This is a genomic window from Haloarcula sp. H-GB4, from assembly GCF_030848575.1.
In the GTDB taxonomy this organism is placed as follows: domain Archaea; phylum Halobacteriota; class Halobacteria; order Halobacteriales; family Haloarculaceae; genus Haloarcula.
The window spans coordinates 1,212,232-1,225,396 of record NZ_JAVDDX010000001.1 but is presented as its reverse complement, the minus strand read 5'-3'; the positions used below and the strand labels follow the sequence as shown (position 1 = coordinate 1,225,396).

Sequence of the window (13,165 nt, the reverse complement as noted above, 5' to 3'; positions counted from 1 at the left end):
TACCGGCTCCGTAGTGTCACACGACGGGGGTTTGCCCCCGTTCTATCCCCTTTGTGCCGACACACACTGACAGCTACCGCTCGATAGCCGGCTGTAGCACCGACTGCGGGAGACTCGCTCTGAGTCCGTCAATCACGCTATCAGACGACTCAATGTTAAGCGGTGGCACCGGCCAGACAGAGCACCCGGTCATCCGTTCGATAACGTCCGAATTTGTCCGCTCTGCGGTCGTCGCGCCTTCGTACTCGTTGAGAACGACACCGACAACTGCGACGCCTCTCTGCCGGAGCGCCTGAACCGTCAGCGCCGTATGATTGAGCGTCCCAAGGCCCGAACGGGCGACGACCAGCGCAGGAAGCCCGACATCTGCAACGAGGTCGATGACTTCGTGGTCGTCCGCAAGCGGGACACGCAGGCCGCCGATACCTTCGACAACAGCCGTCTCGCTTCCTGCCACGACATCGGTGACACCGTCGCGGATCGACTCGTAGGAAAGCGTGACATCGCTGTCTGCTTCCCGTGCGGCCACTTCCGGTGCTAGCGGGGGAGACAACCGTTGTAGACAGACTGCCGCCTCCGCCGTGCCACAGATAGACTCGACGAACGCCGCGTCGTCATCGGGCGGATAGCCGGTCTGGCAGGGCTTGACTGCGACGGCGGCTGTCCCCGTCTCCCGGAGCCAGCCCGTCACCCCAGCCGTCACGACCGTCTTGCCGACGCCGGTGTCGGTCCCGACGACGAAGACGCCGTCCTCGGCGATGTGGCCGGTCCCGCCTTCCGGTTCCGACTCGTCGATCGTTTCGCTCACAGCACGCCCACCTCCGTGCCGGCAGTCCGGAAGGCGTCGAGACACTGCGCGATGTCGTCAGCTGTGTGTGTCGCCATTGGCGCGACCCGGATACGAGAGGTGCCCTCTGGCACTGTTGGCGGGCGGATCGCGGGCGCGACGATACCGTGGTCGCGCAGCCGGTCGGCTAGTTCCAACGCGTCGCCGCGGTCACCGACGACGACCGGGAGGATATGTGTCTCGCCAAGCACCTCGTAGCCCATCGTCTCCAGACCGTCCCTGAGTGTCGCCACGGTGTCCCAGAGTTCCGTCGTCCGTTCGGTCTCACGAGCGATTCGCAGCGCCTCGCGGGCCGCCGCGGCGTTTGGTGGGGAGAGTCCGGTCGAGAAGATGAACGACCGCGCGGCGTTCAGCAGGTACTCGATAAGCACCTCGTCGCCGGCGATGTAGCCGCCTTGGCTCGCCAGTGCCTTCGACAGGGTGCCTAACTGCACATCGACACGGTCGCTCAGCCCCTCGCGCTGGACGACGCCACCGCCGCTGTCACTGAACAACCCCGTCGCGTGTGCTTCGTCGACCATCAACCACGCGCCGTACTCATCGGCGGCGTCACAGATAGCCGACAGGGGCGCGATGTCTCCGTCCATCGAGAACACCGAATCGGTGACCACGAGCCACTGTTCGTCCTCATCGACATCGGCTGCTCGCGTGGCCAGTTTCGCTCGCAAGTCGTCCGGGTCACAGTGGTCGTAGACGACTGTCTCGCTGGCCCCGACGCGACAGCCGTCGATAATCGAGGCGTGGTTCAGCTCGTCCGAAAAGACGACATCCGGGGCCAGCGCGTCGATGGTCCCGATGTTGGCCGCGTAGCCCGACGAGAACGCCAAGGCTCGCTCGGTCCCTTTCGAGGCCGCGAGGTCACGCTCCAGCCTGCGGTGGACCTTCGTGTCGCCGGTAACCAATCGCGAGGCCCCTGCGCCGGTCCCGACCGTCCGTGCCCCCAGTTCGGCCGCTCGCTGGACCCGGCTGTCGTCGGCCAGTCCGAGATAGTTGTTCGAGGCGAAGACGGCGGCTTCGTCGTCGAACTCCGGTGGTTCACCCTTCGGGTCATCGGCGAATCGAGTCCGTGCCGAGACGGATTCAGCGACTTCCAGATGGCGGCGGAGGTTCTGTGCGTCGCGCTGTTCGAGTCGGTCGTTCAAATCGAAGCCGTGAGTCATGGAAGAATCAGGCGGTCTCAGAAGCCAGGCATCAGGTCAGCGGGGCCGAACACGCCGTAGTGGCCGGCGCGGTTGTTCCGGACGCCGGCTTTCAGGTAGCCAAGCGCCGGGCCGTTGACGTTGGCCTCCATGCTGGTCACGTCGTCCAGTTCGAAGGTGTTCGTGCCGGTCTCCCCGTCGAATGTCGTGCCCGTCACGCTGACCGTCGTCGTCGTCGGTTTCTCGTCCGAGCGCACGTCGAGGACGCCGCCGACGTGAACGTCCTCGGCATCGCAGATGCCCGCACGCTCCAGTAGTACGTCGTCGGCATGCTCCATGTCGTGGAATTCCAGCACACCGTCGTGCTCGTCGATGAGGGCCTCGATCTCCTCCTCGCTCATCTCTCGGGCCGTCTCGATGTCGTAGCCGTCGAGATGAGCGATGTCCTCCCGGACCGTCCCGCGGTTGTCTTCGTAGCCGGATTTGAGGCCGACGCCCCACCAGATATCGACTTCCTCGACCTCGACGAATGACTGGGCGGCCAGGGCCGCTGCACCGGTCAGGAACCCGGGGGTCGCGCCGGCACCGCAAACGAACGTGATGCCAGACTCTTTCAGCAGGTCCTCGCGGTCATCGAGCATGCCGATGACACGGGAGCGCTTGAGCACGTCGATCATGACGCCCTCGTAGTCGGCCTCGGCGAAGCGCTCGGCCACGCGCGGGATGAAGTCGTGTTCGAGATTCGGTAGCGCCAGCAGGACAGCGTCGATGGCATCGCTCTCGGCGATGATGTCGTCGATGGGCGTTTCCGTCGGCTCGCCCTGCGAACTGGCGACGATGCCGGCCTCCTCACCGTGCTGTTTGACGCCGCCGCCTCCGCCCTCGACCGCAGCTGCACCGCCGTCCGAGGCGTAGTCGTCCGTGGGGGTTGCGGGCGTCGTTCCGGACGCGTCCTCGGGCCCGCTTGCAATATTGCCCTCCGTCGCCTCCAGCAGTTCGTCTACGTCGAGGCCACTGTGGTCGATAGCCACGCCGTTGCGGTCACAGGCCGCGACGGCGGTGAGGCCGTCCTTGTGCTGTGAGACTTCGAGCGTCCGCCGTCCGATACCACCGGTTCCAAGCACTGCAAAGCGTATGTCGTCCATTGTCAGTCGTCGGATTTGAGCTCTGATTTGGTCTGTGCTGTCCCTGCCGCCGTCTCGGTTTCTGTCTCGTCGGTCGCGCGTTCCTTGACCGCCTCGGGGTCGAACTCGTTTGCGTCGGTGTTCGGTTCGAGCCCGGCCTCTTCCATGATTTCGAGGTCGTCGGCCGCCGTCTGTCCCTCGGTAGTGAGGTAATCACCAGTGAGGATACCGTCCGCGCCGGCCTCCAGCGCGGCCACCTGTCCGTCCGTGTCGAGGTTGACCTCGCGCCCGCCGGTCAGGCGCACACGAGACTCGGGATGGAGCAGGCGGTACACTGCGATAGTCTTGACGACCTCCTCGGTCGTAATGTCGGGCAGCCCCTGTTCGGCCATGGGGGTGCCAGCGACCGGGTTCAGGATGTTCACCGGGAGCGAGGAGATGCCGATGTCCTGCAGGGCCATCGCCGCGTCGACCCTGTCGGTCGGCGATTCGCCCATCCCCAAGATGACACCGGCACAGAGGTCCATGCCGGCCTCCTTAGCGACACGGAGCGTCTCGACCCGCTTCTCGAAGGTGTGGGTCTGGACGACCTCCGGGAAGTATCGGGGTGAGGTCTCAATGTTGTGATTGTAGTGGTTGAGCCCTTCGTCAGCCAGAATAGCGGCTTCTTCCTCGGTCAGAATGCCGAGGCTGGCGTCGACCTCCACGTCCGTCTCGTCGCGGACGAGGCGGATGGCTTCGAGGACTTCCTCCCACTCGTCGGGGCGGTTCTCCTTCGAGACGCCTTTCTCGGCGACGACGATACCGAACCGCTGTGCGCCGTCGCGTTCGGCGCGTTTTGCGGCCTCCAGTATCTTCTCCGGGCCGAGAAAGCCGTAGTTGTCGATGCCGGTGTCGAAGTGGACCGACTGGGCACAGAAGCCACAGTCCTCCGCGCAGTTCCCGGCTTTTGCGTTTACGATCGAACACGCGTCGACGGTGTCGTCACCCAGTTGCGTGCGCACGTAGTCGGCCCCGGCCGCCAGGTCGTCGACCGGCTGTGCGATGAGAGCCAGTCCATCCCGGCGGTCGAGGCGCTCGCCGTCCAGCACGCGTGCGACGGCGTCGTCTACCGTTTGGTTACCCGTCTCGTAAACCACATTCTCGGTGTCGGTTGACGGTCTGATAAAGATTCGGGTGAGTTCTGCAATCGGCACGCCAATCACGGGGGTACCGTTTTACCGAACCCACTGCTACGGGTTCACATGGCTGGTTCGACGGAGGCGGGAGCCGAACACGTCGCCGAAGACGGCCACGAGCACCGAAGTCGGTGGCCCCTGATAGCTGCAATCGGTGCTGCGTCGCTGTACTTGGGCGTCGGACTGGTATTTGTCGGGCTCGACCTAGTCCCGTCCGTGGTCCCGATTGTCCTCGGCGGCGCTGGTGCGATCGGCTTGCTGGCCGGACTCGCCGGGTGGGCAAACGAGGCGTTCATCACCGATTACCTACAGAACCGCGTGGACGGCGGTTCCGACTTGTATGCGACGACGATGATTCTGTTTCTCGTTTCCGACGTGGCGACGTTTTCCGCCGGTTTCGTCTACTATACCTTCATCCGGGCCGGGTCGTGGCCGCCGGCCCACCTCCCGCCGTTGCTCGGCTCGCTCGTGGCCATCAACACGGTATTACTGCTCACTAGCAGTCTGACGCTTCATTACGGGCACGAGGCGCTCGAAGGCGGGAACCGGCGGCGGTTCCTCGGCCTGCTCGGGGTGACGCTCGCGCTTGGCGTCGTCTTCCTCGCCGGACAGGTGTACGAGTACTACGAGTTCGTTGCCGTGGAGGGGTTCGGTATCGGCTCGGGTGCGTTCGGGAGCGCGTTCTACGGCCTGACTGGCCTCCACGGCCTGCACGTCGCACTCGGCGTCCTGCTGCTCGCTATCGCGTTCGGTCGCGCGCTTCGGGGCCATTACACGCCCGAGCGGGACACGGCTATCCGGACCACGTCGCTGTACTGGCACTTCGTCGACCTCGTGTGGGTGTTCCTCGTCGTCGTCCTGTACGTCGGCGCTGCCCTCTGACCCCACGGGGAGCGCACGAAACCCCTAATTCGACCGGCCGGCCCGCTGGTCCAGCCGCACCAGCCGCCGGTACAACGGCGGGGCCAGCACGCCGAGGAACCCGAGCGCGATGGCAAACACCCCGAGCGGGAACTGTAGCGGTGCGGCCGCGAAGCAGGTGTTCTCCGCGACGATGGTCACGTAGTACTGTTCGCCTTCGTAGGTAACCACGGCTCCGCGACGGAAGGCGTCGGCGTTGGGCACGCTGCCGACGACCTGCTCCTCACCGACCGGATCGTCTACAGCCGTCAGAAACGCCGTCTGTTCGGCCGACGAGAGGTCCTCGAAAGCCAACTGTGGGAGCCGCGGTCCCGGTCCGCCTTCGCTGAACCGCTCGGCCGTCCGTTCCGGCTCTTCCACGCCGATAGTCGGGTTGCCGCAGTTCTCCAGATCCGGCTCGATAACGGCGTAGCCGCCCGGCACCGCTCCGGCGATACCGACCGCAATAAGCAGGACGCCGACGAAAGGCGCGAGATACTGGAAGACGAACGAGTCTGCACCGGAACTCATCTGTCAGCCGCCCCCATCTGTCCGGGTCCGGAGCGCCTCATCCGATTTGAGGTACTGGAAGGTCACGGTCAACCCGATGCCGTACGCCCAGTGGGAGACGAGCACGAAGGCGAGATAGCCGACGAACCCGAGTCCACTCTGGCCAGTGTAGAACGCGATGGCGAACCCGCTGGATATCAGTGTCGCGAACACAAGCCCGGTCTCGAACAGGAGGCGACCGGGGAGGTAGTCGGAGAAGGCCAGGAACAAAAGCGGCCAGGTGACGGTCCCGCCAACGAGGAAGAGCACCGCGCCGACGGCCGGAGTCGCGGGTAGCCCGACCAGTTCAGCGATTTCACCGAACGAAACCGGGTCGAGGACGCCAATGAGTATCGCCGTGATGAGTCCGCCGCTCATCAGAACCGTGCCGACGAACCCGCCGGCTGCGGCCATCCAGGCGTTCCGAGAGACGGTTTGGGCGACATTCCCAACGCCGCCGGCCAGTCCGGTCGGTTCGGCTTCAGGGGCGTATGAGCGCCGCGTCGTCTCGGGCTCAGTCGGCTCCATGTCGTATTTGTCCATCATACGCTGTTCGAACCACTGCCACTCACGGGTGAACTGGTTCGTCGCCTTCAGACCCCACGGGTCCGTCGTCGTTACGGGCGTCCCCCGCCAGTACGAGACGAGCATGTTGTACAGCCACAGCAGCGCACTCAGGCCGATGACGTAGCCACCCACGGTCGCGATCTGCTGGGCGAACTGGTACTCGGGCGGGTAGATGGCCTGTCGTCGTGGGAGCCCAAGCCCGCCGATGACCAGCAACGTCATGAATGTCACGAACGAGCCAAAGACGATCAGCAGCGCCTGAAACCTCGCCATCCGTGTGTCGTACCACCGGCCGGTGATGAGCGGATACCAGTAGTAGCTCGCGGCGATCATCAGGAACGGGATGATGCTGACGACGATGAGGTGGAAGTGGCCGACGACGTAGTACGTCCCGTGATAAAGGATGTCGACGGGGATGACGGCGAGGAACACGCCTGTGACGCCGCCGATGATGAACGTCCCGATGCCGCCGGCACAGAGGATAAACGGTGCAGTCAGGCGGATATCCCCCTCCCACATCGTCGTGATCCAGTTGAACACCTTGATCGCACTCGGGACGGCGATGGCGATGGAGACGGCCATGAACGACAGCTTCACTCGCGGGTCCGCGCTCGTCGTGAACATATGATGCGCCCAGACGCCGAAAGAGAGGACGCCCAGCCCTAGCGTCGAGTAGACGATGAACTGGTAGCCGAAGAGTCTCCGCCCGACGAACTTCGGCAAAATAAGGCTCATCAACCCTGTCGCTGGAAGGAAGAGGATGTACACCTCTGGGTGGCCCCAGAACCAGAACAGGTGTTGCCAGAGGATTGCACCACCGCCCTCCGTGGCGAAGAAGGCCGTTCCGAGGTTCCGGTCTAGCAGGAGCATCACTAGCGCGCTCCCCAGCAGCGGGAACGCGAACAGCGCAATCCCGCTCGTGACGAGCATGTTCCACGAGAAGATGTCGAGGTTCGCCCAGCTAACGCCCTCGCCGCGCTCGTAGACAATTGTGGTGATGAAGTTGATGGCCCCGACCGTCGTGGCGATGCCGCTCAGATGTAGGCCGAGTAACAGCAGGTCTATCTGTGGATTGGGCTGTTGCACGGACAGTGGCGCGTACAGTGTCCAGCCCACGCTCACCTCGCGCATCGTGAGGAAAAACCGGATAGCGTCCGCCGGGAGCACCAGATTCAGCACCTGGCCGAGGACCTGAATCATGAGTCCCATCCGGACCAGAATCAGGGCCGGCGGCAGGAGCCAGAACCCGACGGCGTTGACCCGCGGGAAGGCCATGTCGTCGGCCCCGATGAGCAGCGGCAGGACGTAGTTTCCGATGCCGAAGAACACAGGCAGGACGAAGAATATCAGCATCGTCAGCCCGTGCGTGGTAAACAGCGCGTTGTACGTCTCCGGCGTCCAGATGTCTGCCGGCGGCGTCAGCAGTTCCGTCCGCAGCATCATCGCGTCGGTGCCGCCCCACAGGCCGGCGGCGGTGCCGAAAGCGATGTAGAGCAGGCCGATGTCCCGATGGTCCGTCGTCGTCAGCCAGCGGTACAGTTCAGACTGGATTCGGCCGATTTCGAATTCGATCTCCTCCCGCGTCGTGTACCCGCCATCGCTCTCCGGTCGCGCCTTCCGTTGCTCCCGGACCCACAGGAAAAGCACTGCCAGGGCCAGCACAGCGAGAGCGGTTCCCTCAACGATAGCCCTGTTTAGCATCTGTGTGTGACGTGCCGTGCCGGAACGGTTGCTCGTGTCGCCATGCTATACGTTACCAATTTCTGACACGCCCACGCTCATAAAACCACACGGAGACCCGGATCTTGCGGCGATCGCCCCTCAGTTAACACAACGTTGGGCAAGTTATTTGACATGGCGATTGGTACAGTGTGACAATGCGTCTCCGAAGGCGCGTGATTCAGGCGGGCCTTGTCGTGGTCGGGCTCTCGCTACTTGCTGCTCCGGTCACAGCGCAGTCGGTCAACAGGGCTGCTATCGACGACCTCAACGAACAACTCCTGTACGTCGCCCTGCCACTGACGCTATTCGTGGAACTCACGCTCGTGTACGTGATCTACCGGTTTCGGAACAACGACGACCCGAAGCCGACCGTTGACGACCCGGCGCTAGAGGTGACCTGGACGGCCGCGACGGGCGCGATACTCGTCTTCGTCGGCGTCTCGGCGTTCGTGGTGATGGCTAACCCCTACATTACGCCCGCAGCAGCCGAGGCGTCCGCTGACGGGGGCGACGCCTTCGCAGACGATACGGAGATAGACGTGCTCGCCTACCAGTGGGGGTGGGAGTTCTCCTACGGCGAGGCCAATGTCACGACGGAGGAACGGCTTGTCCTTCCGGCCGACGAGAACGTCACATTCAGGCTGCGAACGACGGACGTGATTCACGCCATCTACATTCCGCAACTGGGCATCAAACAGGATATCTTCCCTAGCCAGACAATGATGGCCCGAACGCATCCGACCGAACCCGGCGAGTACCGGCTGTACTGCGCCGAGATGTGCGGGGCTGGCCACAGTAAGATGGACGCTACCGTCGTCGTCAAGAACCAGTCTGCGTACGACGCCTGGATAGAAAATCAGACGGCTGCGGCCGGGTAGGTCGGCCAACCGGTGTGACTGCTCAGTACAGGTCGTCGAGTTCGTCTTCGGTGTGGCTGTGGGACTCGCCTGGGAACTCGCCGGATTCGACGGCGTCGATATACTCGTCGACAGCGTCGGCCACCTCACCGCGAACGTCGCCGAACTGCTCGGCGAAAGGCGGGCTGGACTCCGAAAGGCCGACCACATCGGTGAACACGAGCACTTGCCCGTCACAGTCGCCGCCGGCTCCGATCCCGATCGTCGGGATGTCGACGATTTCGGTGACCTGGGCTGCAAGGTTCGCCGGGATGTGTTCAAGCACCAGCGCGAACGCGCCGGCGTTCTCGTGTTCTCGCGCAAGGTCGACGATTTCCTCGGCCTCCTCCCGACCGGTCGCCTGTCTGGTGTAGCCGGTCTGGTTCACGCTCTGTGGCGTGAGCCCAAGGTGGGCCATCGTCGGGATTCCGAGGTCCGTCAGCCGTTCGGTCAGCTCGATTGTGTGTGGTCCGGATTCAAGCTTGACTGCGTTTGCGCCCTCCTCCTTCAGCATTCGTCCGCAGTTCTGGATGCTCTCACGCTCGTCCGCGCCGAAGGAGAGAAACGGCATATCGGCGACGACCAGTGCGTCGTCCGCGCCGCGTGCGACCGCGCCGACCCGGGAGGCCATCTCATCAAGCGTGACCGGGAGCGTGTCATCGTGACCGAGGACGGCATTCCCCATGCTGTCGCCGACGAGAATGACGTCCACGCCGGTGTCGTCGACGATGCTCGCGGTAACGGCGTCGTACGCCGTCAGCATCGTGATCGGCTCCTCACCAGCCATCGCCTGCAGGTCCCGGACAGTTGGCATATCCGAGCGGGGGCGCGCCTGCGCCTTACCTGTTCGGGTTGCGCACGTCGTCCGGGAAACCGCAAGGTGCTTGCCGTACCTGGCTGTACCATTGGATGTGCCAACAGTCGAGAAGACGGACCCGGACGGCGTGGATTTCGGGTGGGTGATGCAGGTCACGTTCGTGACGACGATTCTGGTCGGCTCGCCGCTCGTCGTGCTTGCGTCGACCGCGGTCACGCTCCAGACATGGACCGCGCGGGCGCTGTTCGCGGTCCGCGTCGGCGCGCTCATCTGGTTCCTGACGGCCGTCTGCGTCTACCTCTACGCGCGATACCGGGCCTGATCGAACTCGCTCGCCCACTCAAACGCCATCCCAGCCCGCTGGGCAGCCGTCGCGTCGCTCTCTGAGTCACCAACGAACACGACTGCGCCAGGGTCGACGCCGATTTCGTCGGTAATCGCCAGTAGCCCCTCCGGGTCTGGTTTCGGTGACTCGACGGTGTCACGGCCAACAACCGGACCGACATAGCTGTCGAGGTCATGCACATCCAGCGCCGCCCGACACGCCTCCTCCGCGTTGAGCGAGCACACGCCGACGGGGACGCTGTGTGGGAGGCCGTCAGCGAGAGCCAGTCGCTCCGACTCGTGCGCCCCAGTCCGCTCGTGGTCGGTGATCGCCGCTTCGACAGCGTCACGGTGGCCAGTCTCCGAAGACAGTGTCAGCATCTCCCAGAGATCGCGGTTTTCAGGGTCGACGTTTCGCTCGCGCAGAACTGTCGCCACGTCGCTGGTCACCGTCCCCCAGTCGACGGCCAGCCTGACAAGCGTCCCGTCAAGATCGTAGATGACGGCGTTGTGTGTCACACTCAGCAGTAGGGTCGACGCCCGCAAAACCGCTTCGCCCTGGCTCACTTACTCCAGCAAGTCCTGTGCGATGATGTTCTGCTGGATTTCGCTGGTCCCTTCGTAGATGGTCGTCACCTTCGCGTCGCGGTAGAACCGCTCGACGGGGTAGTCTTTCGTATAGCCGTAACCGCCGTGAATCTGAATCGCCTCGTTAGCCACGTCGACCGCCGTCTCGCTCGCGAAGTACTTCGCCATGCTCGCCGCTGCCCTCGCCCGCTCGCCGCGCTCCAGTTGCTGTGCGGCGTTCCACGTCAACAGCCGCGCCGCCTGCACGTTCGTCGCCATGTCCGCGAGTTTGTGCTGAATCGTCTGGAACTCGCTGATCGGCTGGTCGAACTGCTCGCGTTCCTCGGCGTAGTCGATGGCCTCGTCAAGGGCTGACTGTGCGAGTCCGACAGCCTGAGCGGCAATAGCGACCCGCCCAGTAGTCAGAATTGACAGGGCTGCGGCCATCCCTTTGCCTTCCTCGGTCAGTTGGTAACGTTCGGGAACGCGGACGCCGTCGAACTGGAGCGGCGTCGTGTCGCTCGCGCGGAGGCCGAGTTTGTCCTCTTTCTCGCCGACGGTGAGCCCCTCGGCGTCTTTCGGCACCAGAAACTGCGTTATCGAATCCGGGTCATCGGGGTCGGCCTTCGCGAAGACGATGACGACGCCCGATCGGTTGCCGTTGGTAATCCACTGCTTCTCGCCGTCGATGACGTACTCGTCACCGTCCTGTCGGGCGGTGGTCGACATCTCCCGGGGGTTCGACCCGGCCTGTGGCTCCGAGAGCGCGAACGCGCCGACCGGGCGGCCATCGACCATCTCTGGGAGCCAGTCGTCCTGCACTGCCTTGGAGCCAAATTGTGCGATACACGAGGTCGCGAGGCAGTGGACCGACAGCGCCGTCGCGACCGCGAGCGACCCGTACGCGAGTTCCTCGTTGACCAGCGCGTACGTCGGTTTGTCGGCGTCGAAGCCGCCGTATTCCGCTGGTGTCGTCAGCCCGGTGATGTCGATATCCGCGAGCCCGTCCCAGCACTCCTCTGGAAAGGACTGTTCGCGGTCGGCATCAGCGGCTTTCGGACGGATGTCCTCGACGGCGAACTCTCGAACGGTGTCGCGGATGGCTCGCTGCTCAGCGGAGAGGTCCATACCGGCCGTTACACCGGAGTCGGCAAAATATCCGGGGGTCAGTTGGACTCGACCAGGTCGATGTCGAGGTACTGCTCGAGCGCCTTGATCGTCGAGCCGCCGACGTTCGCCTGCGTCGCGCGCCCCTGCTCGACAGCGAGGATGTCCGCTTCGTCAAGGTCGAGTTCATCGGCCAGCTCACTCGTCTGGAGCCCCTCGTCCTGTCGCGCTTCCGTTACGCGCTTGCCGTACTCGCTGACCAGATACGGGAGCTGGTCATCGTCGTAGTCAGCGCCGTCCTCCCAGTGGGAGGTGTCGGCTTGCTGTGCGTCCTGTAGCTTCGCCGCGTTCTGTGCGGCTTTGCGTTTCCGGTTCTGTTCGTCGCGCGAGCTGTCACTGCCTGTCGTTCGCTCGTTTTCCCCGTGGTCACGCGCACAGCTGTCACACACTTGGAGGGTCGCACCAGCGACGTTCGCGGTCTGGAGGTCGCCGCCGTCGCTACCGCAGAGCTCACAGCTCCCGCCGGCGCTATCGCCACCACTGCCGGTCGAGTATTTGGCCATGCCCCCCGTAGCGGTTTCGTGATATTTCAAACGTCCGGTTCGACCGAGTGTCACACCCTCCCGGGGCGGGTCCAAACGAAAGCGCTTTTATTTACCCACCGGAAACAGTTGAATGCACTCAGACAGAGCGCGCGTGGGTAGCCAAGCCAGGCCAACGGCGCAGCGTTGAGGGCGCTGTCCCGTAGGGGTCCGCCGGTTCGAATCCGGTCCCACGCACTCTCAGAGTGCAGGTGCATTCCCTTGGGACTGCACCCACGCAAACTTACTTCGGACACAACGCTTCCAGAGCGTTCGCTTCAATTCTGTCGTCAAGAAATCGATAGACGCGACCTGAGCGAGCCCACTCCTCGCTCACCGCATCTCGTCGAGCGCGACGGCGTGCTCGATGTCGACCGAAATCCAGTGGGTCGGGAGCTCGTCGTCCTGATCGCTGAAGACGGTGAGTTCCGTCGGGTTGTCCGCATCGTCGACAGCATACTCGAACCGAGCCGATCCTGCGGGGAGAGCAGACGAGTCACGGAGTGGGTCATACACCGACATCGTCAGTCCCTCATTTGAGACGACGCGGACACTCCACATAAGCGGCAGTCGCGATTCTTGCGGTGTGGGAATCAGGTCTGACACGAAGGTGGAGACTATTGCCCGCGTCTGTAGCAGGACTTCGCGGGACCGGATTCGAACCGCCTGAAGATTGCTCACTTTGTTCGCTCGTTCTGTGCTTCGAATCCTCATTCCGCACCCACGGCTCTCATGAGTTATTCGAGCCGAGAAGTGCGCGGGACCGGATTCGAACCGGCGGACCCCTACGGGATAGCGTCCTAAGCGCTACGCCTTTGGCCTGGCTCGGCAACCCGCGCGCATCAGT

The 13,165-nt window shown here is 63.8% G+C and carries 14 protein-coding genes and 2 tRNA genes; 4 read left to right on the top strand and 12 right to left on the bottom strand.

What is annotated here, in order from left to right:
* Window positions 1-73: 73 nt before the first annotated feature.
* Genes bioD through bioB form a run of 4 tightly spaced genes read right to left on the bottom strand, consistent with a single transcriptional unit; the run spans window position 74 to window position 4,249 of the window.
* Window positions 74-808, bottom strand: coding sequence for a dethiobiotin synthase (gene bioD, locus RBH20_RS06435; RefSeq protein WP_306706667.1), 735 nt, complete (start codon window positions 806-808; stop codon window positions 74-76).
* Window positions 805-2,007, bottom strand: coding sequence for an 8-amino-7-oxononanoate synthase (locus RBH20_RS06430; RefSeq protein ID WP_306706665.1), 1,203 nt, complete (start codon window positions 2,005-2,007; stop codon window positions 805-807). Before RBH20_RS06430 ends, bioD begins: the two co-directional genes overlap by 4 nt.
* Before the next feature lie 17 nt (window positions 2,008-2,024).
* Entirely contained in the window at window positions 2,025-3,131 is a 1,107-nt protein-coding gene (locus RBH20_RS06425) for a transcriptional regulator (RefSeq protein WP_306706663.1), read from the bottom strand.
* A 2-nt stretch (window positions 3,132-3,133) separates the two neighbouring features.
* A complete protein-coding gene (gene bioB, locus RBH20_RS06420; protein ID WP_306706661.1) occupies window positions 3,134-4,249 on the bottom strand; it encodes a biotin synthase BioB in 1,116 nt (371 codons plus the stop codon).
* 105 nt (window positions 4,250-4,354) lie between these two features.
* On the opposite strand from bioB, the gene RBH20_RS06415 reads away from it, so the two are divergent.
* Window positions 4,355-5,170: a heme-copper oxidase subunit III gene (locus RBH20_RS06415; protein WP_306706659.1), complete on the top strand. Its 816-nt coding sequence runs from the start codon at window positions 4,355-4,357 to the stop codon at window positions 5,168-5,170.
* 24 nt (window positions 5,171-5,194) lie between these two features.
* Here the strand turns inward: RBH20_RS06415 and RBH20_RS06410 are convergent, their stop codons facing one another.
* Both RBH20_RS06410 and RBH20_RS06405 read right to left on the bottom strand, forming a co-directional pair.
* Window positions 5,195-5,719 (bottom strand): hypothetical protein, encoded by a 525-nt coding sequence (locus tag RBH20_RS06410; RefSeq protein ID WP_306706657.1) that lies wholly within the window; start codon window positions 5,717-5,719, stop codon window positions 5,195-5,197.
* 3 nt (window positions 5,720-5,722) lie between these two features.
* The gene (locus RBH20_RS06405) at window positions 5,723-8,005 is read right to left on the bottom strand and encodes a DUF6789 family protein (RefSeq protein WP_306706655.1); all 2,283 of its coding nucleotides are present in this window, start codon (window positions 8,003-8,005) and stop codon (window positions 5,723-5,725) included.
* Between the two features lie 176 nt (window positions 8,006-8,181).
* Here RBH20_RS06405 and coxB point away from each other — a divergent pair, with 176 nt between their 5' ends.
* Window positions 8,182-8,904 carry a cytochrome c oxidase subunit II gene (gene coxB, locus RBH20_RS06400; protein WP_306706653.1) on the top strand — a complete coding sequence of 241 codons (723 nt, stop codon included), beginning with the start codon at window positions 8,182-8,184 and terminating at the stop codon, window positions 8,902-8,904.
* Window positions 8,905-8,926: 22 nt separating this feature from the next.
* Here the strand turns inward: coxB and panB are convergent, their stop codons facing one another.
* A complete protein-coding gene (gene panB, locus RBH20_RS06395) occupies window positions 8,927-9,736 on the bottom strand; it encodes a 3-methyl-2-oxobutanoate hydroxymethyltransferase (protein WP_306706651.1) in 810 nt (269 codons plus the stop codon).
* Between the two features lie 97 nt (window positions 9,737-9,833).
* On the opposite strand from panB, the gene RBH20_RS06390 reads away from it, so the two are divergent.
* Window positions 9,834-10,061 carry a DUF5822 domain-containing protein gene (locus tag RBH20_RS06390; protein ID WP_004961369.1) on the top strand — a complete coding sequence of 76 codons (228 nt, stop codon included), beginning with the start codon at window positions 9,834-9,836 and terminating at the stop codon, window positions 10,059-10,061.
* Here the strand turns inward: RBH20_RS06390 and RBH20_RS06385 are convergent.
* From RBH20_RS06385 to RBH20_RS06375, 3 genes are read right to left on the bottom strand one after another with little or no spacing between them, the layout of a single operon-like run.
* Window positions 10,040-10,582, bottom strand: a complete 543-nt coding sequence (locus RBH20_RS06385) for an HAD family hydrolase (RefSeq protein WP_306706648.1) — start codon at window positions 10,580-10,582, stop codon at window positions 10,040-10,042. The two genes, RBH20_RS06390 and RBH20_RS06385, sit on opposite strands and share 22 nt — an antisense overlap.
* 48 nt (window positions 10,583-10,630) lie before the next feature.
* Complete coding sequence (locus tag RBH20_RS06380; RefSeq protein ID WP_306706646.1) at window positions 10,631-11,758, bottom strand: acyl-CoA dehydrogenase family protein; 1,128 nt, start codon at window positions 11,756-11,758, stop codon at window positions 10,631-10,633.
* Between the two features lie 38 nt (window positions 11,759-11,796).
* Window positions 11,797-12,300 carry a multiprotein-bridging factor 1 family protein gene (locus tag RBH20_RS06375; RefSeq protein WP_306706644.1) on the bottom strand — a complete coding sequence of 168 codons (504 nt, stop codon included), beginning with the start codon at window positions 12,298-12,300 and terminating at the stop codon, window positions 11,797-11,799.
* A gap of 131 nt (window positions 12,301-12,431) precedes the next feature.
* Between RBH20_RS06375 and RBH20_RS06370 the strand changes: the two genes are divergently transcribed.
* Window positions 12,432-12,516, top strand: a tRNA-Leu gene (locus RBH20_RS06370).
* 135 nt (window positions 12,517-12,651) lie between these two features.
* Here RBH20_RS06370 and RBH20_RS06365 read toward each other — a convergent pair.
* Window positions 12,652-12,879, bottom strand: coding sequence for a hypothetical protein (locus RBH20_RS06365; RefSeq protein WP_306706642.1), 228 nt, complete (start codon window positions 12,877-12,879; stop codon window positions 12,652-12,654).
* A gap of 193 nt (window positions 12,880-13,072) precedes the next feature.
* Window positions 13,073-13,157, bottom strand: a tRNA-Leu gene (locus RBH20_RS06360).
* Window positions 13,158-13,165 lie beyond the last annotated feature (8 nt).

Bases quoted from the DNA above. Each gene is read 5' to 3' on its own strand.
- RBH20_RS06430 (WP_306706665.1), bottom strand. From the start codon at position 2,007: ATGACTCACGGCTTCGATTTGAACGACCGACTCGAACAGCGCGACGCA.
- RBH20_RS06425 (WP_306706663.1), bottom strand. From the start codon at position 3,131: ATGGACGACATACGCTTTGCAGTGCTTGGAACCGGTGGTATCGGACGG.
- RBH20_RS06415 (WP_306706659.1), top strand. From the start codon at position 4,355: ATGGCTGGTTCGACGGAGGCGGGAGCCGAACACGTCGCCGAAGACGGC.
- RBH20_RS06410 (WP_306706657.1), bottom strand. From the start codon at position 5,719: ATGAGTTCCGGTGCAGACTCGTTCGTCTTCCAGTATCTCGCGCCTTTC.
- RBH20_RS06405 (WP_306706655.1), bottom strand. From the start codon at position 8,005: ATGCTAAACAGGGCTATCGTTGAGGGAACCGCTCTCGCTGTGCTGGCC.
- coxB (WP_306706653.1), top strand. From the start codon at position 8,182: ATGCGTCTCCGAAGGCGCGTGATTCAGGCGGGCCTTGTCGTGGTCGGG.
- panB (WP_306706651.1), bottom strand. From the start codon at position 9,736: ATGCCAACTGTCCGGGACCTGCAGGCGATGGCTGGTGAGGAGCCGATC.
- RBH20_RS06380 (WP_306706646.1), bottom strand. From the start codon at position 11,758: ATGGACCTCTCCGCTGAGCAGCGAGCCATCCGCGACACCGTTCGAGAG.
- RBH20_RS06375 (WP_306706644.1), bottom strand. From the start codon at position 12,300: ATGGCCAAATACTCGACCGGCAGTGGTGGCGATAGCGCCGGCGGGAGC.
- RBH20_RS06365 (WP_306706642.1), bottom strand. From the start codon at position 12,879: ATGTGGAGTGTCCGCGTCGTCTCAAATGAGGGACTGACGATGTCGGTG.